The following is a 23,340-nucleotide window of genomic DNA, read 5'->3' as shown; positions in this document are numbered from 1 at the left end:
CACATCTGTCACAGGATCGGTCTTCCCCATGCGCCCCTGGACCTTGGTCCGGCGAACTGTCCCGTTCGCCGTCGTCTCCGCCGTCGCGGTGGCCTCCCTCGTCTCCACGTCCGATGCCGCGCCGCCGGCCGTCGTCACCGCCGAGGCGAAGCCGGCCGAGGTGACCGAGACCGTGGTGCCCCCGGTCGACCCGACCGAGGACGAGGCTCGCCCCGACCAGAGGACGGCGCCGAGCACCCCCGAGGCCGAGGAGCCCCAGCCGGCCGCGGAGCTGACCCGGTCGACCGAGACCTTCTCGCTCCTGGGCGTGACCTGGGACGCCGGGTCGACCGACGAGGACCCGACGGTCGAGGTGCGCTGGCGCTCGCTGGCCGACGGCTGGAGCGACTGGACCACCCTGGAGACCTCACCGACCGATCCCGCGTCCACCGACGTGCGTCCCGGCACCGACCCGCTCTGGGTCGGGGAGTCCGACGGCGTCGACGTCCGCGTCAGCACCCCGTCCGGGCGCTCGCCGAGCGGTGTGCGGGTGTCCACGGTCACCGACGGCGAGAACGGCAGCGCGACCGTGCCGACGGCGGCCGCCGTCGGCCAGCCCAAGATCATCAGCCGCGCCTCGTGGGGCGCCAAGAGCGGATCGTCCTGCAGCGCGCCGGTGTACGGGGCCTCCATGCTCGGCACGACGCTGCACCACACCGCCGGCTCGAACAGCTACACCAAGGCCCAGTCCGCCGGCATCGTGCGATCCACGCAGGCGTACCACACGGGAAGCCAGGGCTGGTGCGACATCGGCTACAACTTCCTCGTCGACAAGTACGGCCAGATCTTCGAGGGTCGCAAGGGCGGCATCACGAAGATGGTGCGCGGTGCCCACGCCGGCGTCAACGCCGCCAACGAGCGCACGGTCGGCGTCTCGATGATGGGCAACTACGACGTCGCGCAGGTCCCCGCAGCCATGAAGACCGCGGTCGCGGACCTCATCGCGTGGCGCCACTCGCTCGCCGGCCTGAAGGCCACCGGCACGTACTCCCTCGGGGGCAAGACGGTGAACCGGATCATGGGTCACCGCGACGTCAAGAGCACGGCGTGCCCCGGGCGCTACGGGTACGCGTGGCTGACGCAGTCGGGCGGCCTGCGCAGCGAGGTGGCCAAGCGCCTCGCCGGCACGTCGACGAGCACCCCGACCCCGAGCACGCCGGCCCCCGGCACCGAGATCCAGAAGCTCGCGGCCAAGATCGGCAGCACCAAGCTCGGCAAGGTCGTGCGGGCCGAGTGGGGCAACTCCACCCAGCGTCGCGCGATCTACGCCAACATGGACCTGCTCTGGACCAAGGCCGCAGGCGCCTACGCCGTCTCGGGTCCGGCGAAGACCGAGTTCTACCGCACCGGTGAGCACAACGGCTCGCTCGGCTTCCCGACCGGAGATCCGGTGGCGACCTCGGTCACGGGCACGAAGGTCCAGCGCTTCCAGAAGGGAGCGGTCTACCTGGTCACCAGCGGGTCGAGCACCGCCGGCTACGCGCTCTACGGACCGCTGTACAAGGAGTACCAGGCCCAGAAGGAGTCCGCCGGAAAGCTCGGCGTGCCGCGGTCGACCGTCTATCGCGCACGCACGGGCTACCAGCGCCTCAAGCTGACCAAGGGTTACCTGGAGCTGTCCGAGGCCTCGGGCGACGTCAGCACCTGGTACGCGGGCGGCATCGGTCCCGACGGGCTCACCGTGCCGAGCAGTCGCACCGTGACCTTCCGAGGCCACGGCTTCGGTCACGGCATCGGCATGAGCCAGTACGGCGCGCAGGGTGCGGCCCGCTCCGGCAAGACGTTCAAGGAGATCCTGGCCGCCTACTACCCCGGCACGACCCTGTCCGAGCGCACCGGGAGCATCCGCGTGCTGCTCGGCGCGGCGACCTCGTCGACGGTGACGGTGACGGCTCGGTCGGGCCTGGCCTACCGCAACATGGTGTCGGGCAAGCGGATCGTCCTGCCCGCCACCCGCAACGGCAAGACCGTCTCGCAGTGGCGGATCATCCCGCTCACCGCGGACCCGAAGAAGTCCGCGCTGCAGTACCGGACCGGATCCACCTGGACCGCCTACGACCGGAACTTCTGGACGGGCGACGCGCAGTTCGAGGCCACGAAGGTGGCACTCGTGATGCCGGGTGGGAGCGTGCGGGAGTACCGCACGAGCGTGCGCTCGGCCGTGCCGTCGAAGGGCGCCACCACGCGCAAGACGGTGAACGTGACGTCGATCGACAACTACACCCTCGGCGTCGTGGCGGCCGAGATGCCGTCGAGCTGGGAGCCGGAGGCGCTCAAGGCGCAGTCGGTCGCTGCTCGCACCTACGGCGTCCGCTCGCTCACCCCGTCGCGCTACTACGACGTGTGCGACACGACGTCCTGCCAGGTCTACAAGGGCGTGGCCGGCCAGACCGCGACCACCGACAAGGCCGTGCTGGCGACCCTCGGCGCGATCCTCACCTACCAGGGCACGCCGGCGTTCACGCAGTACTCGTCGTCCTCGGGCGGCGCCTCGGCGCCGGGCAGCCAGCCGTACCTGAAGGGACGCCTCGACGCCTGGGACGACTGGTCGGGCAACGCCAACCACGACTGGACCGCGTCCGTCCCGGCCGCGACGATCGAGAAGGCCTACCCGCAGGTCGGGACCCTGCGCAGCCTCAAGGTCACCAAGCGCGACCTGATGGGCGACTGGGCAGGCCGCGTCGAGTCGATCACGCTCACGGGCACGAAGGGGTCGACGACGGTCACGGGGCCTCAGCTCCGGTTCGCGCTCGGGCTACGCTCGCACTACTTCCGGTTGGGCTGAACCTCGGTCCACCGGCTCGATCCGAGGGGGAATCGACCTGATGAGGCACCTGTCCGTCGCTCTGACCACGCTCGTCCTGGCCGGGGGCGGGTTGGTCGCCCCAGCGGCGTCCGCAACCCCGGCGACCGGTGCTGCGCCGGCGCGCGCGGCGTCGTCCGGACAGGACGTCTCGCTGGAACGGTTCGAGCGCCCGAAGCACCGCGCGGTGGAGGCGGCGCGGAGCCGCGGTGAACGCCGTCTGGCACGGACCACGGCGCGCACCGCCGTCCCGAGCGCACCCGTGGTCTCGGAGATCGCTCCCCGGACCGTCCCGTCGTTCTCGATGGTCGGCGCCACCTGGTCGCCGACCCCCGGCCTGGGGGACGTGGTGGTGCAGGTGCGCACGCGCACCGCCGACGGGTGGGGGGCCTGGCAGGAGATCCCGCAGGACGAGGAGACGGTGGAGGCCGGGCGGCCCGGCACCGAGCCCATGTACGTGGGGGAGTCCGACGCCGTGGCGCTGCAGGTCGCCTCCAGCTCGGGATCGGTGCCTCGTGGGCTCAGGCTCGAGACCCTCGACCTCGGGTCCGACGGCGCAGGCTCCGCGACCTCGGCGAGCGCACCCGTGAGCAGCCTGGCCCAGGCCGCCGACGCCTCGCCCACGTTCACGCCCAAGCCGGCCGTCATCAGCCGTTCCTCCTGGGGGGCCTCGGCGGGTGGCTCGTGCGACAGCCCCCGCGTCGGCATGACGACGTTCGGCGTGACGCTGCACCACACGGCCGGCTCGAACTCCTACACGAAGGCGCAGTCGCGCTCGATCGTGCGGGGCATCCAGTCGTACCACGTGAAGAGCCGCGACTGGTGCGACATCGGGTACAACGTGCTCGTCGACAAGTACGGGCAGATCTTCGAGGGCCGCAAGGGCGGACTCGATCGCACCGTCCGCGGCGCCCACGCAGGGAACGCGAAGGTCAACACCTACTCCATGGGGGTGTCGATGATGGGCAACTACGACACCGCCAACGTCGGCACGGCCACGCGCTCCGCCCTGGTGAAGGTCATCGGCTGGCGCCTGGGCACGTTCTACCGGGGCGCCAAGGGCACCTGGTCGGCCGACGGCAAGACCTACCAGGTGATCCACGGGCACCGCGACGTCCTGGGGACGGCGTGCCCGGGACGCAACGGCTACGCCTACCTGCCGACGCTGCGCAACAGCGTCGCGTCGTACATCGCCGACTACGACTCCGAGATCAAGCGGTACGCCGCGAAGCTCGGCCGCGACCTGACGGGCTACCCGTACGCCAGCGAGTACGGGAACGCGACCCAGCGCAAGACCTTCTTCCAGGCCATGGAGCTGTACTGGAAGCAGGGCGTCGGCGTGTTCTGGGTCGGCGGCCTGGTGCGTGGGGAGTACAACCACCTCGGCGCGCACGCTGGAGTCATGGGGTTCCCCACGGCCCTGCACGTCCGCACCGCGGATCCGGCCGTGAGCGTGCAGCGCTTCGAGCGGGGCAGCGTCTACCGGGTGGTCCGCGGCTCGGGCACGATCGCGCTCGGCATCCACGGCGGCATCGAGGACCTGTACCGCGAGCTGGGGGAGTCGGAGGGACGCCTCGGCGCTCCCGAGTCGCGGGTCTACCGCAAGCCGGGCCTGTCCCGAGCGCGGTTCGACGGCGGCATCATCACGCAGCGTGACGGCAGCCCTGCGGAGGTCGCGTACCGGTGAGCGCGGCGGCGCGCAGCGTCGTGGATACTCGCACCATGCAGTCGATCGGGCGGTCCCTGGCCATCGCGGCCCTCGCGAACATCGGTTCCTTCGGTCTCACCGCCTGGTTGCTCGACGGGTTCGACATCCGCCTCGGCGGCTTCGTCGCAGCGGTCGTCCTGTTCACGGTGCTCGCGGTCGGACTGCGTCGCGCGACCACCACCATGGCGCCGCGGCTCGCTCGACCGTCGGCCGTGATCGGGGGCCTCGTGGTCACGGCAGCGGCCCTCGTGCTGACGGACGCCGTCGTGCCCCGCCGTGGGTTCGACCTGGAGGGGCCGTGGACCTGGGCGATCGTGATCCTGGTCGTCTGGGCCGCAGGGGTGGCCTACGGCGAGGTCGACACCCAGGCCCCGGCGGACGTGCCGCCCGTCGAGGCCTGAGGGCCGCTACTCCGCAGCGGGGGCGTCGGCGATCGTCGCGACGACCTCGCCGGCACCGATCGTGGCGCCGATCTCGGCCGAGAGCCCGGTGACGGTGCCCGCCTTGTGCGCGGTGATGGGCTGCTCCATCTTCATGGCCTCGATGACGAGCACGGTGTCGCCGGCGGCGACCTCCTGGCCCTCCTCGACGGCGACCTTGACCACGGTGCCCTGCATGGGCGAGGTGAGGGAGTCACCGGACGCAGCGGCGCCCGCGGCCTTGCCGCCCTTGCGCTTCTGCTTCTTGGCGCCACCGCTCGCGGCGCCGGCCACGGCTCCGAGCCCGCCGGGGAGGACGACCTCCACGCGCTTGCCGGCCACCTCGACGACGACCCGCTCGCGCTCGGCGGGCTCGTCGGTCTCGGAGGCGCCCGCGTACGGCTCGAGCTGGTTGTCGTAGTCGGTCTCGATCCACGTCGTGTAGACGTCGAACGATCCGTCGGACGCGTTGTAGGCCGGGTCGTCCAGCACGTCGCGGTGGAAGGGGATGACCGTCGGCATGCCGTCGACGACGAACTCGTCGAGGGCACGGCGGGAGCGCTCGATGGCCTGCTCGCGGGTGCGCCCGGTGACGATGAGCTTGGCGATGAGCGAGTCGAACGCGCCCGGCACGGTCTCGCCCTCCTCGTAGCCGCCGTCGAGGCGGACGCCCGGGCCGCTCGGGGGAGCCCACTTCGTGAGCGTGCCCGGAGCCGGGAGGAAGCCGCGGCCACCGTCCTCGGCGTTGATGCGGAACTCGATCGAGTGGCCGATGATCTCCGGGTCGCCGTAGCCGAGCTCCTCGCCGGCGGCGATGCGGAACATCTCGCGCACGAGGTCGATGCCCGTGACCTCCTCGGAGACGCAGTGCTCGACCTGCAGGCGCGTGTTGACCTCGAGGAAGCTGATGGTGCCGTCGGCGGCGACGAGGAACTCGCACGTGCCGGCGCCCACGTAGCCGGCCTCCTTGAGGATGGCCTTCGACGAATCGTAGAGGCGCGCCAGCTGGTCGTCGGACAGGAACGGCGCGGGGGCCTCCTCCACCAGCTTCTGGTGGCGGCGCTGCAGCGAGCAGTCGCGCGTGGAGACCACGACGACGTTGCCGTGGCTGTCGGCCAGGCACTGCGTCTCGACGTGGCGGGGCTTGTCGAGGAACTTCTCCACGAGGCACTCGCCGCGACCGAAGGCGCTGACGGCCTCGCGGACGGCGGACTCGTAGGCGTCGGGGATCTCCTCGAGGGTCTTGGCGACCTTGAGGCCACGACCGCCACCACCGAAGACGGCCTTGATGGCGACCGGCAGACCGTTCTCCTGGGCGAAGGCCACGACCTCGTCGGCGTCCTTGACGGGGTCCTTGGTGCCGGGAGCGAGCGGGGCGTTCGCCGTCTGGGCGATCTGCTTGGCCTTGGCCTTGTCGCCGAGGGCCTCGATGGCCGCGGGCGGGGGGCCGATCCAGACGAGTCCGGCGTCGATGACGGCCTGGGCGAACTCGGCGTTCTCGGCGAGGAAGCCGTAGCCCGGGTGCACGCTGTCGGCGCCCGAGCGCTGGGCGACGGCCACGATCTTCTCGATCGAGAGGTAGGAGTCGCCCGGGGTCGAGCCCTCCAGGGAGTAGGCCTCGTCGGCGAGCCGGACGAACAAGGCGTCGCGGTCGGGCTCGGCGTAGACGGCGACGCTGCCGATGCCGGCGTCCTTGCAGGCTCGGACCACGCGGACCGCGATCTCTCCACGGTTGGCGATCAGGACCTTCTGCAGGGGCTTGCTCACGGACGGCTCTCCTCGGGATGGACAGGCTGGGCGGGGGCGGGCACTGCCTGCCGAGTGTAGGGGGCAGGACGGCCCGAGGGTGGATGAGGTACGTCACGCGGACGTCCGACCGTCGGGTTAACGAGTGTTAACCTGGGGGCATGGTCGACGTCGCACAGCTGTCCGGTCTCTCCCGCGAGCACGAGGACTTCCGCCGCACGGTGCGGGAGTTCGCCGAGTCGAGGATCGCGCCGCACGTCGCGCAGTGGGACCGCGAGCACCACTTCCCGGTCGACGTCGTGCGCGAGATGGGCGACCTCGGTCTGTTCGGCCTCACGGCGCCGGAGGAGTACGGCGGCGCAGGCGCGGACTTCACCAGCCTGTGCGTCGCGATCGAGGAGCTCGGTCGCGTCGACCAGTCGATGGGCATCACGCTCCAGGCCGGGGTCGGTCTCGGGATCAACCCGATCGTCGCGTTCGGCACCGCGGAGCAGAAGGAGCGCTGGCTGCCCGACCTGGTCGCCGGTCGCGCCCTGGCGGGCTTCGGCCTCACCGAGCCCGGAGCCGGCTCCGACGCGGGTGCCACGCGCACCCGCGCCGTGCTCGACGGCGACACCTGGGTGGTCGACGGCGCCAAGCAGTTCATCACCAACTCCGGCAACGACCTGACGTCGGTCGTCACCGTCACCGCACGTACCGGGGAGCGCGCCGACGGGCGTCCTGAGATCTCGGCGATCATGGTGCCCGCGGGAACGCCCGGGTTCGTGGCTGAGCCCGCCTACGACAAGCTCGGGTGGCACATCTCCGACACCCACCCGCTGGCCTTCACGGGGGCGCGCGTCCCCGCCGACCACCTGCTCGGCGAGCGCGGCCGTGGCTACGCCCAGTTCCTCGCCACGCTCGACGACGGCCGCATCGCGATCTCGGCGCTCTCGGTCGGCTGCCTGCAGGCCTGCCTCGACCTGTGCGTGCAGTACGCGGGGGAGCGGCAGACGTTCGGGGTGCCGATCGGTGCGAAGCAGGGTGTGGCCTTCCAGATCGCCGACCTCGCCGTGCTGCTCGAGGGGGCGCGGGCCCTGACCTACCGGGCCGCAGCCCTGAAGGACGCCGGAGCCCCGTACGCCGTGGTCAAGCAGGCCGCGTCGGTGGCCAAGCTGCACGCGACGGAGTCGGCCGTGACCGGCACCCGCATCGCGACGCAGGTCTTCGGCGGGTACGGCTTCATGGAGGAGTACCCCGTGGCCCGGTTCTACCGCGACGCCAAGATCCTGGAGATCGGCGAGGGGACCAGCGAGGTGCAGCGCATGCTGATCGCCCGCGGGCTGGGTCTGCCCGTCGAGTGACTCACGGGCAGGTCAGGCCTGCGGTGCCGTCGCACAGATCCGTGCGCGACCGTCACCGGGCGTGCCGCTGCCGGCCGTTCCCAGGCGACGACCAGGCCCCGGACTCCGTCAGAGGCTGACCAGCGCGCGGCAGGGAAGCGGCACGTGGCGCACCTGGTCGCCGAAGTCGACCTGGGCCGACCGGGTGCCCTGCAGGCTCACGATCCGGCCGAGACCGTAGGTGTCGTGGCTGACGCGCGAAGCCACCTCGTAGACCGCGTCCGGCTCCACCGCCTGGGGCTGGAAGGGGCTGGACGCGTGGAACTTGCGACGAGGGGCCATGTCCTCATTCTCTCATCTTCCTGCACGTTCCGGTACCGAGTTCTCGTCACACGCTCGCTCGCCGGGCTCGTCACACCGCGCCGGGACGATTCCAGAGGTCGGTCCAGACGACGTCGAGATCGGCCACCAGGTCGCGCAGGAGCGGCAGGCTGATGCCCACCACGGTGTGGGGATCGCCCTCGATCCCGCGGACGAACGCGCCGCCCAGGCCGTCGATCGTGAAGGCTCCGGCCACGTGCAGCGGCTCCCCGGTGGCGACGTACGCGTCGATCTCGGCGTCGCCGACGTCGGCGAAGTGCACGACGGTGGAGGCCGCGTCGACGACCTCCCGGCCGGCACGGCGGACGCAGTGCCCGGTGTGCAGCACGCCCGAGCGACCACGCATCCGACGCCACCGGGCGCGCGCGGTCGCGGCGTCGCCGGGCTTCCCCAGGATCTCGCCCTCGAAGGCGAGCACCGAGTCGCAGCCGACGACGAGCGCGTCCGGGTCGTCGACCGTCGCCGCGACCGCGCGGCACTTCAGCTGCGCCAAGGCCGCGGCCAGGTTCGCGGCGTCGCGTGACTGCACCTGCGACTCGTCGACCCCGGAGACGACCACCTCCGGCTCGATGCCGGCCGCTCGCAGCGTCGCGAGCCGGGCGGGGGACTGTGAGGCCAGGACCATGCGCACCATGGGCCCATCGTGGCAGGACCGCTCTCGACCCCCCATCGGTGGATCCGCAACATCAGGGGTGCTTCGGGGCGGCCATCGGTGGATCGGCAACCTCAGCGCCGTCCCTGCGGTTGAGGATCCACCGATGACGAGGGCGGCGCGGCGTCAGTCGGGCAACGGCGGTGGGGACCCGTACGTCGCGGGCTCGGCGCGGAGGTCCGGGTGGGCTAGGACGGCGTCGACGAGCGCCTGCGAGCCGCCGATCGTCAGGCTGTCGTCGTCCACGTCCTGGGCGATGCACCACGACCGGTCCTGCGGCCAGACGAACGAGGCGGGAGCCAACCGACGTGGCCAGTCCGGCGCCTCGGGGCGGGCGCCCCAGCGACCGACGTCCGACAGCGGGCCGCGGAAGAGCAGGTAGGCCCGGAACCCGTCCAGGTCGGCCCGCGGCGCCTTCATCACGGCGTCGTCGAACGCCGGCGGGATCCGCGGCGGCCTGGGGCGGCGGAAGACCCGGCCGAAGCCGGTGAGCGCCGGGCTCTGGTAGAGCATCGAGACGGCATCGCCACCCTCGATGTCGCCCCACCCCTCCCAGAGGGCGAAGACCGCGTCGTCGGGCGTCGAGGTGTGGGCGGTCGCCAGGTGGACGACGTCGGCGTGGACGACGTCGTCAGTTCGTTCCGGTGAGTCGTCCCTGTCGAACGGGACCTGCGCGTACGCCTCGGAGCCCGGCGGTCCCTGGCCGGCGATGACACCCCAGTCCGCGTCGGCACGCACGATCCAGTCCGCCGCCGACACGTCGGGCTCGTGGCGCAGGGTCATGCAGGACTCAGGCCCAGGCGGAGCGACGCCAGGCGTCGGGGCCCACACGGTGCGGCGTGCGGTGCGCGCGCACCGGGTGTCCCCACTCGCTGCGCGGTGCCGGCTTCGCGCCCGCTGCGGCGTTCGCGGCAGCTGCGTTGCGTGCGGCCACGACGGCCACGAGCGCCGCCAGCTCCTCGGGCGACAGGTCGCCGCGGACCACCCGCAGCACCGGCGTGACCGGTGCTGCGGGCGTCTGCTCGGCGGCGTCGGCCACAGGCGTCGTCTCGTCGCTCATCAGAGCGGGATGTTCCCGTGCTTCTTGGGCGGGAGCGTCTCGCGCTTGGTGCGCAGCAGGCGCAGGGCCTTGGTGACCTCGGCGCGGGTCTGCGACGGCTCGATCACGCCGTCGATGTAGCCGCGCTCGGCCGCCACGTACGGGTTGCAGAGCGTGTCCTCGTACTCGGTCATCAGCTCGGCACGCTTGGCCTCGGGGTCGTCGGCCGCAGCCACCTCGCGGCGGTACAGGATGTTGACGGCACCGGAGGCGCCCACGACGGCGATCTGGCCGGTGGGCCACGACAGGTTCACGTCGGCGCCGAGGTGCTTGGAGCCCATGACGTCGTACGCGCCGCCGTAGGCCTTGCGCGTGATGATCGTGACGAGCGGGACCGTGGCCTCGGCGTAGGCGTAGATGAGCTTGGCGCCGCGGCGGATGATGCCGTTCCACTCCTGCTCGGTGCCCGGCAGGAAGCCCGGCACGTCCACGAACGTGAGCACGGGGATGTTGAACGCGTCGCAGGTGCGCACGAAGCGGGCGGCCTTCTCGGAGGCGTCGATGTCGAGGCAGCCGGCCAGCTGCATGGGCTGGTTGCCCACCACGCCGACGCTGCGACCCTCGACCCGGCCGAAGCCGATCACGAGGTTCGGCGCGAACAGCGGCTGGACCTCGAGGAAGTCGCCGTCGTCGAGCACGGACTCCATCACGGTGCGGATGTCGTAGGGCTGGTTGGCCGAGTCCGGGATCAGCGTGTCGAGCGCCAGGTCGGTCTCGTTGCGCTCCAGGTCGACGCCCTCGTCGTAGACCGGCGCCTCCTCCATGTTGTTCTGCGGCAGGAACGAGATGAGCGCCTTCACGTACTCGAGGGCGTCCTCCTCGTCGGAGGCCAGATAGTGGGCGTTGCCGCTGCGCGTGTTGTGCGTGCGGGCACCGCCCAGCTCCTCCATGGTCACGTCCTCGCCGGTGACCGTCTTGATGATGTCGGGCCCGGTGATGAACATGTTCGACTTCTCGTCGACCATGACCGTGAAGTCGGTGACCGCGGGGGAGTAGACGTGGCCGCCGGCGCACGAGCCCATGATCAGCGAGATCTGGGGGATGACGCCCGACGCGTGCACGTTGCGGCGGAAGATCTCGCCGTACAGGCCGAGCGAGACCACACCCTCCTGGATGCGGGCGCCGGCGCCCTCGTTGATGCCGATGATGGGGCAGCCCGACTTGATGGCGAGGTCCATGACCTTGGTGATCTTCTCGCCGTACACCTCGCCGAGGCTGCCGCCAAAGACGCTGAAGTCCTGGCTGAAGACGCACACCTGGCGGCCGTCGATCGTGCCGTATCCGGTGATGACGCCGTCGCCGAGCGGCCGGTTGTTCTCGAGCCCGAACTTGGTGGAGCGGTGCCGGGCCAGTGCGTCGAGCTCGACGAAGGAGCCCTCGTCGAACAGCTGGTCGATGCGCTCGCGGGCGCTCTGGCGGCCCTTCGCGTGCTGCTTCTCGGCCGCCCGCTCGGCGACCTCGACGGTCGCCTCGTGGTGCCGGCGCCGGAAGTCGTCCAGCTTCCCGGCGGTCGTGTGCAGCTCCGGACGCTCTTCGATCTCTGCCTCTGCTTCGCTCACGTGGGTCAGAGTAACGATCCTCGACGCGCCGTGGTGTGTGAGGCTTGACGCATGAGCAGCGACCGTCGCGACACGCCGGGGCCCGGGGGGCGCGATCCCCTCGACGTCGACGAGCTGCGTCGCGTGCTGCTGCTCGAGGGGAGCGTGTGGACGGGCCTCGAGGTCTCCGCGTCCACCACGAGCACCAACGCCGACGTCGTCGCCGCGGTGGGTGCCGGCGCTCCCGAGGGCCTCGTGGTCGCGACCGAGCACCAGACCGCCGGCCGGGGGCGGCTCGACCGGCGGTGGGAGACGCCGCCGGGGGCGGGGCTCATGGTCTCGGTGCTCCTGCGCCCCGACGGCGTCGCCCTGCCGCAGTGGACCTGGCTGCCGCTGCTGACGGGCCTCGCGGTCGACCTGACGGCGCGGGACTGCGGTGTGACCTCCGGGCTGAAGTGGCCCAACGACGTGCTCGTCGAGGGCCGCAAGATCAGCGGGATCCTGCTCGAGCGTGCCGACGGGCCCGCCGGTCCTGCCGCCGTGGTGGGGATCGGCCTCAACGTGTCGTCGACGCCGGACGAGCTGCCGGTGCCCACGGCGACCTCCCTCGCGATCGAGGGGGCCACCACCGTCGACCGGGGGGTCGTCCTCCAGCTCCTGCTGGGCCACCTCGAGCGGCTCTACCGGCCGTGGTTGGCGAGCGCCGGTGACCCGGCGCTCCTGCGGCGCGACTATCTCGAGCAGAGCGTGACCCTCGGGTCGCGCGTGCGGGTCGAGCTGCCCGACGGGTCCACGCTGACCGGCGTCGCCCACGACATCGACCCGCTCGGCCGGCTCGTCGTGGACGGGCGGGCGATCAGCGCGGGCGACGTGACCCACGTCCGTGCCGTCGGCTGAGCCTTCCGCCGCCCGTGCGACCAGCGGGTCCCCAGGTCACCCACGTCGTCGGGAGGCTCGACGACGGAGGCCTTTGCCCAGACGTCACCCGCGGCCCGTGCGCCACGTGGGAGGATCAGCCCATGGCCCTCTCACGCAAGCTGATGATGGACGGTGAACAGACCGTCGCGACGACCCGGACGCACGTCAAGGTGCTGTTCGTGCCGCTGGTCATCCTGTTGGCGGTCGCCTTCGCCGGAGGCTTCCTCGCCGCCCAGGTCGGCAACAGCGGGGACGGGTACGTGCGCTGGGTGATCATCGGCATCGCCGTCGTGCTCGTCCTGTGGGGCAGCGTGCTGCCGTTCGTGCGCTGGTTCCTCTGGACCTACACGCTGACCAACAAGCGCATCGTCGAGCAGAAGGGCATCCTGACGCGCGAGGGGCGGGTCATCCCGCTCAGCCGCATCAACGACGTCTCGTTCGAGAAGAACCTCAACGACCGCATCCTCGGCTGCGGGACCCTCATCATCCACAACGCGAGCGACGAGGCCGGCCTGGAGCTGCGCGACATCCCGCGCATCGAGGGCTTCCACCGCACCGTCAGCAACCTCGTGTTCGACTCGCACCGCCAGAGCGATGAATCGGTCTGAGCTGCGTGACGAGCTCGCCCGCCTGATCCTGCAGGAGGGCATGGAGCTCACGGGTGAGCAGGTCGCCGGGAAGGCCGGGCTCGACCTCGACCGCGCCGAGCGGCTCTGGCGCTCGCTGGGCTTCGCCGACAGCGGCGACGATCCGGCCTACGGCGAGCACGACGTGGCCGCCGCGCGACTCGCTGCGCTGGCGCTCGAGGAGGGCGTCCTCGAGGAACGCACCATCTTCCGGATGACCAGGGCGCTCGGCCAGACGCTGGCGCGGCTGGCCGACTGGGAGGTCCAGACGATCGTCGACCAGGTGGAGTCCGACGTCGAGTCGGGCCGGGCCGCGAGCCGCCTGGAGAGCGCCGTCGCGATCGCCGAGCACGTGGGGCCGGGCTTCGAACGGCTCCTGCTGTACGCCTGGCGGCGTCACCTGGCCGCCGCGGCCGGCCGCCTCGAGGCGCTCGGGGCCGTCGACGCCGAGCTGCTGTCGACCACCATGAGCATCGGCTTCGCCGACCTGTCGCGGTTCACCGCCATGACCAACACGCTCGACGACGCCCGCCTCGGCGAGCTCGTGGAGAACTTCGAGACCCGGTGCACCGACGTCGTCACGTCGCGTGACGGCCGGGTCATCAAGGCCCTCGGCGACGCCGTGCTGTTCGTGAACCCCGATCCGCGTGAGGCCACGCTCACGGCGCTCGAGCTCGTGGCCAACATCGGCTCGCGCGACGACCTGCCCGACGTGCGGGTCGGCTTGGCCACCGGCTCGGTCATCAGCAGGCTGGGCGACGTCTTCGGCCCGCCCGTGAACCTGGCCGCGCGCCTCTCCCACGTGGCCCGCAGCAACCGGGTGCTCGTCGACGACGAGACCGCCGGACACCTCACCGACGACGAGTTCGAGATGCGCGCGCTGCCCCCACGGCCGCTGCGCGGCTTCGGCAACGTCTCGCCCATCACCATCAGCCGCCGGCGGGCGTTCCGTCCGCGCACGGTGCGGCGCTGGTAGCGGGGGACGTCGGAGGGCGGACGAGGGGTCAGTAGGCTCCTGCCATGCCGCTGACCCCGCACCTGGCCGTCGTCGGTGGCGGCCAGCTCGCCCGCATGATGCAGGTGCCCGCCGTGGCCCTCGGGCTCCGCATCCGCCTGCTGGCCGAGGGCCCCGACGTCTCGGCCGCACAGGTGGTGCCCGACCAGCTGGTGGGCGACCACACCGACCTCGCCGACCTGCGTGCCGTGTGCGACGGCGTGCCCGTCGTGACGTTCGACCACGAGCACGTGCCGCCGGCCCACCTGCGCACGCTCGAGGCGGAGGGACACCTGCCTCGGCCCGGGCCCGACGCCCTGCTGTACGCACAGGACAAGGGCGAGATGCGGGTGCGCCTCAGCGTGCTCGGCCTGCCGTGCCCGCTCTTCCTCCTGCTGCCGAGCGAGGCGGAGGAGGCCCTCGCCGAGCTCGAGGACTTCGGCTACCCCGCGGTGCTCAAGACCACCCGGGGCGGCTACGACGGCAAGGGTGTCTGGGTGGTCCGGTCCGAGGACGAGGCGGCCGAGGTCCTGGCCGCTGCCGACGGCCAGGAGCTCGTCGCCGAGGAGCTGGTGGACTTCCGTCGCGAGCTCAGTGCCCAGGTGGCCCGCAACCCCTCCGGCGAGGTCGTCGCCTACCCGGTCGTGCAGTCGACGCAGGTCGACGGCATCTGCAAGGAGGTCGTGGCGCCGGCTCCCGACCTCGACCCCGCCCTCGCGCAGGAGGCCACCGACGTCGCGGTGCGCGTCGCCACCGCGCTGGGGGTCACCGGCATGCTCGCCGTCGAGCTGTTCGAGACCAGCGACGGACGCGTGCTCGTCAACGAGCTGGCGATGCGCCCGCACAACACCGGTCACTGGAGCATCGACGGCGCCGCCACGAGCCAGTTCGAGAACCACCTGCGCGCCGTCCTGGACCTGCCCCTCGGCCCGGCGACGCCGCACGCCTCCTGGTCGGTCATGGTCAACGTGCTCGGTGGCGCGGTGCAGGACCTCGAGGCGCAGGAGGCCGTCGTCCTGGCCGCCGTGCCGCACGCCAAGGTGCACCTGTACGGCAAGGCCGTGAAGCCCGGTCGCAAGGTCGGCCACGTGACCGTCGTCGGCGACGACCTCGACGTGGTGCTGGCCGACGCCCGTCGCGCGGCCGCCCTCCTCCAGGACGGCTGACGACGTCACGTCGCCCTCCCGACACCACCCGCCGGCACCGCCCCCCTGAGCGGTGACTTCTCCACCGAATGCGCGGAGACCCGGTGCGCGGTGCGGATTCCACCGTCTCAGCGCTGGGGCGGTGGAGTCCGCACCGCTCGACCGCACCCGGCACCTCTCGGTGGAGAACTCACCGCTCGGGGGGAGGGGCGGCGCCGGACCTCGCTAGGATCGCGGCCATGAGCGCAACGCCCCGCGTGGGCATCGTCATGGGGTCGGACTCGGACTGGCCGGTCATGGAGGCAGCGGCGCAGGCGTGCGCCGAGCTGGGGGTGGCGTACGAGGCCGACGTCGTCTCGGCCCACCGGATGCCCGACGAGATGCTCGCCTACGGGCGTGACGCGCACACGCGCGGCATCGAGGTGATCATCGCCGGTGCCGGCGGCGCGGCGCACCTGCCCGGGATGCTGGCCGCGGTCACGCCCCTGCCCGTCATCGGGGTGCCGGTGCCGCTGAAGTACCTCGACGGCATGGACTCGCTGCTCTCGATCGTGCAGATGCCCGCGGGCGTCCCCGTGGCCACGGTCTCGATCGGCAACGCCCGCAACGCCGGACTCCTCGCCGTGCGCATCCTCGCCGTCGGCGACGACGTGCTCACCGGGCGCATGCTGGACTTCCAGGCCGAGCTGGCCGACGCCGCCCGCGCCAAGGGCGAGGCGATCCGCGACCGCTGAGGAGGGCTCAGACGGTGGTGCCGGTGAGCCCGAGCGTGCGGTCCGTCCAGTCCTTGAGGTCGGAGTACAGCGACGGGTTCTCGCCGAGCGACAGGCCGTAGGACGGCACGATCTCCTTGAGCTGCGGCCGCCACCCCTCGATCTGCCCGGGGAAGCAGCGCTCCAGCACGTCGAGCATCGCGGAGACCGCGGTGGAGGCGCCCGGCGAGGCGCCCAGCAGGCCGGCGATGGACCCGTCGGCGGCATTCACGACAGTGGTGCCGAACTCGAGGGACCCGCCGAAGCGGCCCTTCTTGCGCACCACCTGAACGCGCTGACCGGCCGTGATGAGCTCCCAGTCCTCCTCCTCGGCGAGCGGGGCGAAGGCACGCAGGTCCTCGACCTTGCGGCCGCGGGTCTTGGCGAGCTCGAGGACCAGGTACTTGATGAGCCCCCACGAGGTGACGCCGATGGCGGCCATCGGCATGAGGTTGTGCGGACGGATCGAGAGGGGCAGGTCGGTGAACGAGCCCTCCTTGAGGAACTTGGGCGTCCAGCCGGCGTAGGGGCCGAACAACAGCGACCGCTTGCCGCCGATCACGCGGGTGTCGAGGTGCGGCACCGACATCGGCGGGGCGCCGACGGCGGCCATGCCGTAGACCTTCGCCTCGTGCTTCTCGGTGACCGTGTCGTCGAGGCAGCGGATGAACTGCCCGCTCACGGGGAACCCGGCGAAGCCCTTGATCTCCTCGATGCCGGACTTCTGGAGCAGCTGGATCGCGCCGCCGCCTGCGCCCACGAACACGAACTTGGCGGAGATGGTGACCGTGCGGTCCTCGGTCCGGTCCTTGACCTTGACGCGCCAGGTGCCATCGGTGTCGCGGCCGAGGTTCTTGACCTCGTGGCCGTAGCGCACGTCGGCGCCCTGGGCGGTGAGGTTGCCGAGCATCTGGGCGGTCAGGGAGCCGAAGTCCACGTCGGTGCCGTGGTCGGTCCAGCTGATGGCCACGTCCTCGCGCTCGTCGCGCCCCTCGGCCATGAGGGGCAGGCGCCGGGCGAACTCGTCACGGTCGTGGATGAAGTCGAGTCCGGCGAAGAGCGGGTGGCCGGCGAGGGTGTCGTGGCGCTTGCGCAGGTACTCCACGTTCTCCGCGCCGCGCACGAAGCTCACGTGCGGCACGGGGTTGATGAACGTCGACGGGTCCTTGAGCAGGCCGTTGTCCACACCGTGCGCCCAGAACTGGCGCGACAGCTGGAACTGCTCGTTGACGGTGATCGCCTTCGACACGTCGACGCTGCCGTCGGGCTGCTGCGGCGTGTAGTTGAGCTCGCAGAGCGCGGAGTGGCCGGTGCCGGCGTTGTTCCAGGGGTCGCTGCTCTCCAGCGCCGGGGCCTCGAGGCGCTCCAGGACCGTGACGGACCAGTCGGGCTGCAGGGTCTTCAGCAGCGAGCCGAGCGTGGCGCTCATGACGCCGGCGCCGACGAGCAGCACGTCGGTCGTGATGCGCGTGGGTGTGGCGGACTGACGTACGGGGGATGCGGGCGTGTTCAACGCGGACTCTCCTGGATCTCACCGGGGCAACGACGTGGTCGACGTCTGCAGCACCGTCAAATCTCCCGCGTGAGGCACGGTGAGCGCGACTCGAAACGGTGTGATCTTGCTCAGGAGGCGTGTGATGTTCCTCGCGTCGGGGCCGCCGGGCCCTGCGGCCCGTCAGTACAGGGCGGCGCGATAGGACTCGCCGTAGTAGGCGGCGATCTCCTCGAGCGTCTCGTCGGGCCGCTCGAGGGCGTGGGCGATCTCGGGCCGTGACGGCACGGAGTCCGGCCGCCACGTGCTCGGCTCCCACAGCTCGGACCTCAGGAACGCCTTGGCGCAGTGGAAGAAGACCTGCTCGACCGCGACCTCGCAGACCAGCACCGGTCGGTGTCCCTTGACCTCGAGGTGCTCGAGGTAGGGCGGCGGCGCGTGGTCGGTGCGCAGCAGCCGGGCCCGCCCGTTGACGCGCAGCGTGTCGCCGCGACCCGGCACGACGAACAGCAGTCCGACGTGGGGGTTGGTGAGCACGTTGAGGTAGCCGTCGGCCCGACGGTTGCCCGGCCGCTCGGCCAGGGCGATGGTGTGCTCGTCGACCACGTGCACGAGCGACCCGGCCGGGTCGCCCTTGGGTGACACGTCGCACGAGCCGTCGGCTGCCGACGTCGACAGCAGGCAGAGCGGGGAGGCATCGAGCCACGCGACGTGGAGCGGGTGCAGGCGGTCCCGGTCCTTCGCGACGGTGCGGGGCAGGGGGGTGCCGAGCACCTCGCGGAGCTCGTCGACGTCGTGGATCTCGGCCATGGCGACACGCTAGCCCCCGACCGGTGCGCAGCCGAGGCGCTCCGCCGCGGGTCGGCGGTCGCGGCTCGGGTCAGTGGTCGCGGATGAACGACGTGACGCGGGTGAGGGTCGGGGTCCGAGGCGCCGAGCCGAAGCCGAACCGGACGGGCGGGTCCACGGGCGCCAGCGGGCCGAGGTCCTCGCCGTCCCACGCGACGGAGGCGGACTCCACGCCCCACGCGTCGGAGGCGGCGTACCACTCCGTGCGTCCCCGACCGGCGCTGCCGTGGGTGCGCACGCCCGGCATCACGCGTCGTGCGATCGGGTCGCAGAAGCGCGCCCAGGCCTCGCGGTGCGCGAGGGGAGTCGGGACGGCCTGCAGCAGCCAGCCGATCGGCGCACGCGTCCCGGGAGTCCAGCGGGCGCTCAGCGGGCCGGCGTCGATGCCCCATCCGGCGAGCGCCACGGGGACGATCCGGACGTCGTCGAAGGTGTAGGTGGTCGAGACCAGGTCGGCGATGCGCTCGTCGGGGGCGAGCAGCACGCGGTGCCCGTCGGGGCGCTCGACCATCGCATCGGCGAAGCGGCCGTACGGGCTCCGGTCCCACATGCCCACGACGACCCGGGTGCCGCTGGTGGTGCCGAGGCCGACGATGTGGCCGTCGAATCGTTGGATCACGCCTCACAGTGTGGGCGATCCCACGCGTCCCGGCAGTGTCAGTGGCGGGCGGGCGACGTACTATTGCTAGGTCGTCCTAGTATTTCGATCTCGTCAAGCATCTGGAGCCGCACCGTGTCCGACATGTTCGTGTTGTCCGAGGAGCACCAGGCCATCCGCGAGGCGGTCCGGGCCGTGGCCGAGGCCAAGGTCGCGCCCTTCGCCGCCGAGGTCGACGAGGAGGCTCGGTACCCCCGCGAGGCCCACGAGGCGCTCGTGGCGGCGGACTTCCACGCCCCCCACGTTCCGGAGGAGTACGGCGGAGCCGGTGCCGACGCACTGGCCACCGTGTTGGTCATCGAGGAGATCGCCCGCGTCGACGTCTCGGCGTCGCTCATCCCGGCCGTGAACAAGCTCGGGTCGCTCCCGGTCATCCTCGGAGGCGACGAGCGGATCAAGAAGGACTACCTGTCGCGCCTCGCTGCCGGCGAGGGCTTCAGCTACTGCCTCTCCGAGCCCGACGCCGGGTCCGACGCCGCGAACCAGAAGACCCGCGCGGTGCGCGACGGTGACCACTGGGTGCTCAACGGCACCAAGCGCTGGATCAGCAACGCGGGGGAGTCGGAGTTCTACACCGTCCTCGCGCAGGCCGACCCCGAGAAGCGCAGCAAGGGCATCACGGCCTTCGTGGTGGAGAAGTCCGACGAGGGCGTCTCGTTCGGAGCGCCCGAGAAGAAGCTGGGCATCAAGGGCTCGCCCACGCGCGAGGTCTACCTCGACGACGTCCGCATCCCCGAGGACCGCATCATCGGCGACGTCGGCCAGGGCTTCGCCCTCGCCATGCAGACGCTCGACCACACCCGCGTGACGATCGCGGCGCAGGCGGTCGGCGTCGCGCAGGGCGCGCTCGACTACGCGCTCGGCTACGTCCAGGAGCGCCAGCAGTTCGGCAAGCCGATCAGTGACTTCCAGGGACTGCAGTTCATGATCGCCGACATGGGCATGAAGATCGAGGCCGCGCGCCAGCTCACCTATGCCGCAGCGGGTCGGTCCGAGCGCGGCGACAAGGACCTCACGTTCTTCGGCGCCGCGGCGAAGGCCTTCGCCTCCGACACCGCCATGCAGGTCACCCTCGATGCCGTGCAGCTCCTGGGCGGATACGGGTACACCCGCGACTACCCGGTGGAGCGGATGATGCGCGACGCCAAGATCACCCAGATCTACGAGGGCACGAACCAGGTCCAGCGGATCGTCATGGCTCGTCAGCTGCTCGCGGGGATCCAGTCGGACCTCTGAGCGGAGCGCTTGACCTCGAGTGGACTTGAGGTTCTAGGCTCGTGAGGACGACGAAGGGAGACGGCATGGGCACGCGCACGGACGTGGAGACCGGGGCCGACGCGATCTCGAGCCACGGTTCCGCCGGTGTGGCCGAGCTCTTGAAGGCGGCGTTCCGACGCCACGCCAGCGGCGTCGCGATCATCACGGCGATGGGTCCGGACGGTCCGGTCGGACTCACCGCCTCCAGCGTGGCCTCGGTGTCCACCCACCCACCGGCGCTCTCGTTCTCGGTCCTGACGTCCAGCACGTCCGGCAGCGCGATCGCCGAGGCGGCGGAGCTCGACGTCCACCTGCTCCCCTCGGGGCTCGCCGACCTGGCCGACGCCTACGGTCGGTCGGCCGGCGCGCGCTTCGTCCCCGAGCAGGGCTGGGCGTCCGACGACGTCGGCACCACGCTTCCCGAGGCGGTCGCGTCGCTGCGGTGCGTGCCCCTCGCGCGGGTGCCGGTGGGGGAGTCCGTCGTCGTGGTCGCCGAGGTCCGTGACGTGCAGCTCGGTCCCGTGGGCGAGCCCTTGGTCTACCACGACCGGACGTACCGGACGGTGGGCGCGATCAGCGACCGCTGACGAGGCGGTTCCACTCGGCCGCCGCGTCGCGGTCGGGTGGTCTCCGTGTTCTCCTGCGGGTGCGTTGCTCGAGGTGGGCTTTCGGTTGCTGCTTCGCTGCTCCGGCTGGGTCGTGCCTTGCGGCTGCGTTGCTGTGGCCCGTCGTCGACCTGCTCTCCGAAAGGGCCTCGACCGGCGGCGGGGTCCGGGCTCGGTCGAGCACTCGGAGCGCGGCTCCCGGTGACGCAAGATTCTGCGTTCGTGCGTGAGGGGCCGAGGATGCTGCGTTCGCGGTCGGATCCCGTCGTGAACGCAGCATCGTTGGGGCTTCTGCACGCGAAGGCAGCATCCTGCGTCCGCCGGGGCCCCGGTGCGTGTGGGGTTGGGCAGAGATTCTTCCTCTGTGTGGCACGGTCCACGCGAAGGAAGAACCGTGCGTGGATCACGCGCAGATGGAGAATCGTGGCCAGGCCCCGCAGACCCAACCGAGCCCAGACCCCCGGCTGCGGTCGAGGCCCTTTCGGAGACCGACCGGCCTCGCAGCCACAGCGACGCAGCAACAGGAGAAGGCCCAGTCGCGCCCCGCAGACCCAGCCGATTCGAGACCCACCGTTCCGGTCGAGGCCCTGGGAGACCACCCCGACTCGCGGCCACAGCGACGCAGCAGCGAGCGGAAGTCGACCCCCGCCCCGCGGACCCACCCGCACCACCCGGACCGACTGAGGCCCTTCCGTGACGTGACAGGATCCTGGTGCGGCACTCGTACGGAACTGGTGCGGCGCACGACCGAGAGGATGTCCCATGGCAGAGCTGACCGTCGAGGACCAGCCCGGCAAGAACCGGTTCGAGGCGCGCCTCGGCGACGAGCTCCTCGGCTTCGTGGAGTACCAGCGCACCGACGAGCTGGTCGTCATCACCCACACCGAGGTGCCGCGCGAGAACGAGGGCCGTGGCATCGGCTCCCTCCTGGCACGCGGCATCCTCGACCACACGCGGGCCCGGGGGGCGAAGGCGCTCGTCACGTGCCCGTTCGTGCTCGCCTGGATCGGGCGCCACCCGGACTACCAGGACCTGCAGTTCAACGCCCCACGCTGACCTGCTGGGACCCGCGCCGACCGGCCCGGTGGCCGGCGGCTCGGCCGCTCAGTCCTTGGGCAGGCCGTCGGCCGTGCACAGGTCGCCGATGCTCCCGGTGCGGTCGGCCTTGACGAGGTCGAACATCTGCTGGCTGCGCTCGGCGTCCCAGCGGACCGAGAAGTCGGCCAGGGGGACGGTGCAGCTCAGACCGTCCGACCCCATGGCCGAGCGCAGACCGAGGGCGAACTTGACCAGGTCGTAGGGGTTGGTGCCCTCGCCGATCTGCACCGCGCTGGCCGCGCCGGTGTTGACGCCCCAGTACCGGACCGGGTTCACGATCGTCCACGGCGACGCCGCCTTCTTCGCGATGCCGCTGATCACCTCGCGCTGGCTCTGCACGCGCTGGATGTCCTGCGTGGCGTAGCTGTGGCGGTTGCGCGAGTACGCCAGCGCCGTCGCACCGTCGGCCTCCTGGCACCCGGCCTTCACGTCGAGCCCGGAGTCCTTGTCCTTGATGTCCTCCTTCGGGCAGATCTCGACGCCACCCAGGGCGTCGACCACCTTCACGAGCCCGCCGAAGCCGATCTCCACGTAGTCGTCGACCGTGATGCCGGTGTTCTGCTCCACGGTCTGGGTCAGCAGCTGAGCGCCTCCGTAGGCGTAGGCCGCGTTGATCTTGGTCGAGCCGTAGCCCGGCACGTCGACGATCGAGTCACGGGGGATCGACATGAGCATCGACGGACCGGCGCCGGTGTGCAGCAGCATGATCGTGTCGGTGCGTCCGCGACCTCCGCCGTCCCCGCCCGTGCTCAGCTCGGACTGCTCCTCCTTGCTGAGTCCGGCCCGGCTGTCCGAGCCGACGATGAGGAAGGTGGTCCCGGGCTGGTCGCCCGGACCCTCGGCCTCGGGCTGGAACGGGATCTTCGAGGCGGTCGAGTAGGCGTAGAGAGGCGTGCCGACCAGGAAGGCGAGCCAGGCCAGCAGCAGCAGAGCCACGACGCGCCCGGGCCCGCGTCGGCCGCGCTTCCTGCGCGGCGGCTCCGCCGCGGGTCGGCGGCTCGACCCGGGCGGGGGCAGGTTGGGGGGCGGCAGCTCGTCTCGGCGCACGGTCTGCTGCGGCTGCTGCCGGGTCTGGTCGCGATCGGCGTCGCGGTCGTCGCCCGAGCCGTACAACCATCCGTAGCTGTCCTCGGGGCGTTGCTCTGGCATGGGTCCGAACCTATCCGAGCGGTACCCGTCGGCGGTGCTTCTGCGCGGTGGCGCCACGCAGAAACCTGCTCGTCCCGGCGCGCCCTCGAC

Annotated in this window: 22 protein-coding genes; 12 read left to right on the top strand and 10 right to left on the bottom strand. The window is 71.5% G+C overall.

All coding sequences use genetic code 11. The features are described from left to right. Positions 1–28: 28 nt before the first annotated feature. Genes ASF38_RS06125 through ASF38_RS06115 form a run of 3 tightly spaced genes read left to right on the top strand, consistent with a single transcriptional unit; the run spans position 29 to position 4,951 of the window. Positions 29–2,824: a SpoIID/LytB domain-containing protein gene (locus ASF38_RS06125; protein ID WP_056574419.1), complete on the top strand. Its 2,796-nt coding sequence runs from the start codon at positions 29–31 to the stop codon at positions 2,822–2,824. Between the two features lie 40 nt (positions 2,825–2,864). Next, positions 2,865–4,529: an N-acetylmuramoyl-L-alanine amidase gene (locus ASF38_RS06120; protein ID WP_056574416.1), complete on the top strand. Its 1,665-nt coding sequence runs from the start codon at positions 2,865–2,867 to the stop codon at positions 4,527–4,529. A 35-nt stretch (positions 4,530–4,564) separates the two neighbouring features. After that, positions 4,565–4,951: a phage holin family protein gene (locus tag ASF38_RS06115; RefSeq protein ID WP_056574413.1), complete on the top strand. Its 387-nt coding sequence runs from the start codon at positions 4,565–4,567 to the stop codon at positions 4,949–4,951. A 6-nt stretch (positions 4,952–4,957) separates the two neighbouring features. Here ASF38_RS06115 and ASF38_RS06110 read toward each other — a convergent pair whose 3' ends face one another. Beyond that, positions 4,958–6,736, bottom strand: a complete 1,779-nt coding sequence (locus ASF38_RS06110; RefSeq protein ID WP_156364659.1) for a biotin carboxylase N-terminal domain-containing protein — start codon at positions 6,734–6,736, stop codon at positions 4,958–4,960. A 140-nt stretch (positions 6,737–6,876) separates the two neighbouring features. Here ASF38_RS06110 and ASF38_RS06105 point away from each other — a divergent pair, with 140 nt between their 5' ends. After that, positions 6,877–8,058, top strand: coding sequence for an acyl-CoA dehydrogenase family protein (locus ASF38_RS06105; RefSeq protein ID WP_055968947.1), 1,182 nt, complete (start codon positions 6,877–6,879; stop codon positions 8,056–8,058). A gap of 108 nt (positions 8,059–8,166) precedes the next feature. On the opposite strand, the gene ASF38_RS06100 is transcribed toward ASF38_RS06105, so the two are convergent. The 5 genes from ASF38_RS06100 to ASF38_RS06080 all read right to left on the bottom strand — a co-directional run bounded on the left by ASF38_RS06100 (position 8,167) and on the right by ASF38_RS06080 (position 11,728). After that, positions 8,167–8,379 carry a hypothetical protein gene (locus ASF38_RS06100; protein WP_055968944.1) on the bottom strand — a complete coding sequence of 71 codons (213 nt, stop codon included), beginning with the start codon at positions 8,377–8,379 and terminating at the stop codon, positions 8,167–8,169. Between the two features lie 70 nt (positions 8,380–8,449). Further along, entirely contained in the window at positions 8,450–9,052 is a 603-nt protein-coding gene (locus ASF38_RS06095; RefSeq protein ID WP_056552414.1) for a nucleoside triphosphate pyrophosphatase, read from the bottom strand. Positions 9,053–9,196: 144 nt separating this feature from the next. Further along, a complete protein-coding gene (locus ASF38_RS18385; protein ID WP_200914437.1) occupies positions 9,197–9,853 on the bottom strand; it encodes a hypothetical protein in 657 nt (218 codons plus the stop codon). 7 nt (positions 9,854–9,860) lie between these two features. Then, positions 9,861–10,130: an acyl-CoA carboxylase epsilon subunit gene (locus ASF38_RS06085; protein WP_082480479.1), complete on the bottom strand. Its 270-nt coding sequence runs from the start codon at positions 10,128–10,130 to the stop codon at positions 9,861–9,863. Continuing rightward, positions 10,130–11,728, bottom strand: coding sequence for an acyl-CoA carboxylase subunit beta (locus ASF38_RS06080; protein WP_055968939.1), 1,599 nt, complete (start codon positions 11,726–11,728; stop codon positions 10,130–10,132). Before ASF38_RS06080 ends, ASF38_RS06085 begins: the two co-directional genes overlap by 1 nt. 51 nt (positions 11,729–11,779) lie before the next feature. Between ASF38_RS06080 and ASF38_RS06075 the strand changes: the two genes are divergently transcribed. From ASF38_RS06075 to purE, 5 genes are all read left to right on the top strand, one after another. After that, the gene (locus ASF38_RS06075; RefSeq protein WP_056552413.1) at positions 11,780–12,604 is read left to right on the top strand and encodes a biotin--[acetyl-CoA-carboxylase] ligase; all 825 of its coding nucleotides are present in this window, start codon (positions 11,780–11,782) and stop codon (positions 12,602–12,604) included. A gap of 122 nt (positions 12,605–12,726) precedes the next feature. Beyond that, a complete protein-coding gene (locus ASF38_RS06070) occupies positions 12,727–13,233 on the top strand; it encodes a PH domain-containing protein (RefSeq protein WP_055968933.1) in 507 nt (168 codons plus the stop codon). Next, positions 13,220–14,227 carry an adenylate/guanylate cyclase domain-containing protein gene (locus ASF38_RS06065; protein ID WP_055968930.1) on the top strand — a complete coding sequence of 336 codons (1,008 nt, stop codon included), beginning with the start codon at positions 13,220–13,222 and terminating at the stop codon, positions 14,225–14,227. Before ASF38_RS06070 ends, ASF38_RS06065 begins: the two co-directional genes overlap by 14 nt. 44 nt (positions 14,228–14,271) lie before the next feature. Next, positions 14,272–15,411, top strand: a complete 1,140-nt coding sequence (locus tag ASF38_RS06060) for a 5-(carboxyamino)imidazole ribonucleotide synthase (protein WP_200914436.1) — start codon at positions 14,272–14,274, stop codon at positions 15,409–15,411. A 218-nt stretch (positions 15,412–15,629) separates the two neighbouring features. Next, positions 15,630–16,124, top strand: coding sequence for a 5-(carboxyamino)imidazole ribonucleotide mutase (gene purE, locus ASF38_RS06055; RefSeq protein ID WP_055968927.1), 495 nt, complete (start codon positions 15,630–15,632; stop codon positions 16,122–16,124). A 7-nt stretch (positions 16,125–16,131) separates the two neighbouring features. Here the strand turns inward: purE and mqo are convergent, their stop codons facing one another. The 3 genes from mqo to ASF38_RS06040 all read right to left on the bottom strand — a co-directional run bounded on the left by mqo (position 16,132) and on the right by ASF38_RS06040 (position 19,102). Further along, positions 16,132–17,655 carry a malate dehydrogenase (quinone) gene (gene mqo, locus ASF38_RS06050; RefSeq protein ID WP_235497451.1) on the bottom strand — a complete coding sequence of 508 codons (1,524 nt, stop codon included), beginning with the start codon at positions 17,653–17,655 and terminating at the stop codon, positions 16,132–16,134. 162 nt (positions 17,656–17,817) lie between these two features. Then, positions 17,818–18,444, bottom strand: coding sequence for an MSMEG_1061 family FMN-dependent PPOX-type flavoprotein (locus tag ASF38_RS06045; protein WP_055968925.1), 627 nt, complete (start codon positions 18,442–18,444; stop codon positions 17,818–17,820). Positions 18,445–18,514: 70 nt separating this feature from the next. Continuing rightward, positions 18,515–19,102, bottom strand: coding sequence for a hypothetical protein (locus tag ASF38_RS06040; RefSeq protein ID WP_056574410.1), 588 nt, complete (start codon positions 19,100–19,102; stop codon positions 18,515–18,517). Between the two features lie 123 nt (positions 19,103–19,225). Between ASF38_RS06040 and ASF38_RS06035 the strand changes: the two genes are divergently transcribed. From ASF38_RS06035 to ASF38_RS06025, 3 genes are all read left to right on the top strand, one after another. Continuing rightward, a complete protein-coding gene (locus tag ASF38_RS06035; protein WP_055970226.1) occupies positions 19,226–20,377 on the top strand; it encodes an acyl-CoA dehydrogenase family protein in 1,152 nt (383 codons plus the stop codon). A gap of 65 nt (positions 20,378–20,442) precedes the next feature. Beyond that, complete coding sequence (locus ASF38_RS06030) at positions 20,443–20,985, top strand: flavin reductase family protein (RefSeq protein WP_082480478.1); 543 nt, start codon at positions 20,443–20,445, stop codon at positions 20,983–20,985. 780 nt (positions 20,986–21,765) lie between these two features. Then, positions 21,766–22,059: a GNAT family N-acetyltransferase gene (locus ASF38_RS06025; protein WP_056574407.1), complete on the top strand. Its 294-nt coding sequence runs from the start codon at positions 21,766–21,768 to the stop codon at positions 22,057–22,059. 48 nt (positions 22,060–22,107) lie between these two features. Here the strand turns inward: ASF38_RS06025 and ASF38_RS06020 are convergent, their stop codons facing one another. Beyond that, positions 22,108–23,250, bottom strand: a complete 1,143-nt coding sequence (locus ASF38_RS06020) for an LCP family protein (RefSeq protein WP_056574404.1) — start codon at positions 23,248–23,250, stop codon at positions 22,108–22,110. Between the last annotated feature and the right edge of the window lie 90 nt (positions 23,251–23,340).

This window comes from Aeromicrobium sp. Leaf272 (assembly GCF_001422865.1).
Lineage (GTDB): Bacteria > Actinomycetota > Actinomycetes > Propionibacteriales > Nocardioidaceae > Aeromicrobium.
Note: the sequence above shows the minus strand (reverse complement) of the source record. Positions and strands in the feature narration are given on the sequence as shown.

What these genes read in the sequence shown, in the direction of transcription:
- ASF38_RS06045 (WP_055968925.1), bottom strand. Translation starts at nt 18,444, where the DNA reads ATGGCCGAGATCCACGACGTCGACGAGCTCCGCGAGGTGCTCGGCACC.
- ASF38_RS06120 (WP_056574416.1), top strand. Translation starts at nt 2,865, where the DNA reads ATGAGGCACCTGTCCGTCGCTCTGACCACGCTCGTCCTGGCCGGGGGC.
- ASF38_RS06070 (WP_055968933.1), top strand. Translation starts at nt 12,727, where the DNA reads ATGGCCCTCTCACGCAAGCTGATGATGGACGGTGAACAGACCGTCGCG.
- purE (WP_055968927.1), top strand. Translation starts at nt 15,630, where the DNA reads ATGAGCGCAACGCCCCGCGTGGGCATCGTCATGGGGTCGGACTCGGAC.
- ASF38_RS18385 (WP_200914437.1), bottom strand. Translation starts at nt 9,853, where the DNA reads ATGACCCTGCGCCACGAGCCCGACGTGTCGGCGGCGGACTGGATCGTG.
- ASF38_RS06030 (WP_082480478.1), top strand. Translation starts at nt 20,443, where the DNA reads ATGGGCACGCGCACGGACGTGGAGACCGGGGCCGACGCGATCTCGAGC.
- ASF38_RS06020 (WP_056574404.1), bottom strand. Translation starts at nt 23,250, where the DNA reads ATGCCAGAGCAACGCCCCGAGGACAGCTACGGATGGTTGTACGGCTCG.
- ASF38_RS06095 (WP_056552414.1), bottom strand. Translation starts at nt 9,052, where the DNA reads ATGGTGCGCATGGTCCTGGCCTCACAGTCCCCCGCCCGGCTCGCGACG.
- ASF38_RS06035 (WP_055970226.1), top strand. Translation starts at nt 19,226, where the DNA reads ATGTTCGTGTTGTCCGAGGAGCACCAGGCCATCCGCGAGGCGGTCCGG.
- ASF38_RS06125 (WP_056574419.1), top strand. Translation starts at nt 29, where the DNA reads ATGCGCCCCTGGACCTTGGTCCGGCGAACTGTCCCGTTCGCCGTCGTC.
- ASF38_RS06025 (WP_056574407.1), top strand. Translation starts at nt 21,766, where the DNA reads ATGGCAGAGCTGACCGTCGAGGACCAGCCCGGCAAGAACCGGTTCGAG.
- ASF38_RS06075 (WP_056552413.1), top strand. Translation starts at nt 11,780, where the DNA reads ATGAGCAGCGACCGTCGCGACACGCCGGGGCCCGGGGGGCGCGATCCC.
- ASF38_RS06060 (WP_200914436.1), top strand. Translation starts at nt 14,272, where the DNA reads ATGCCGCTGACCCCGCACCTGGCCGTCGTCGGTGGCGGCCAGCTCGCC.
- ASF38_RS06105 (WP_055968947.1), top strand. Translation starts at nt 6,877, where the DNA reads ATGGTCGACGTCGCACAGCTGTCCGGTCTCTCCCGCGAGCACGAGGAC.
- ASF38_RS06100 (WP_055968944.1), bottom strand. Translation starts at nt 8,379, where the DNA reads ATGGCCCCTCGTCGCAAGTTCCACGCGTCCAGCCCCTTCCAGCCCCAG.
- ASF38_RS06065 (WP_055968930.1), top strand. Translation starts at nt 13,220, where the DNA reads ATGAATCGGTCTGAGCTGCGTGACGAGCTCGCCCGCCTGATCCTGCAG.
- ASF38_RS06115 (WP_056574413.1), top strand. Translation starts at nt 4,565, where the DNA reads ATGCAGTCGATCGGGCGGTCCCTGGCCATCGCGGCCCTCGCGAACATC.
- ASF38_RS06085 (WP_082480479.1), bottom strand. Translation starts at nt 10,130, where the DNA reads ATGAGCGACGAGACGACGCCTGTGGCCGACGCCGCCGAGCAGACGCCC.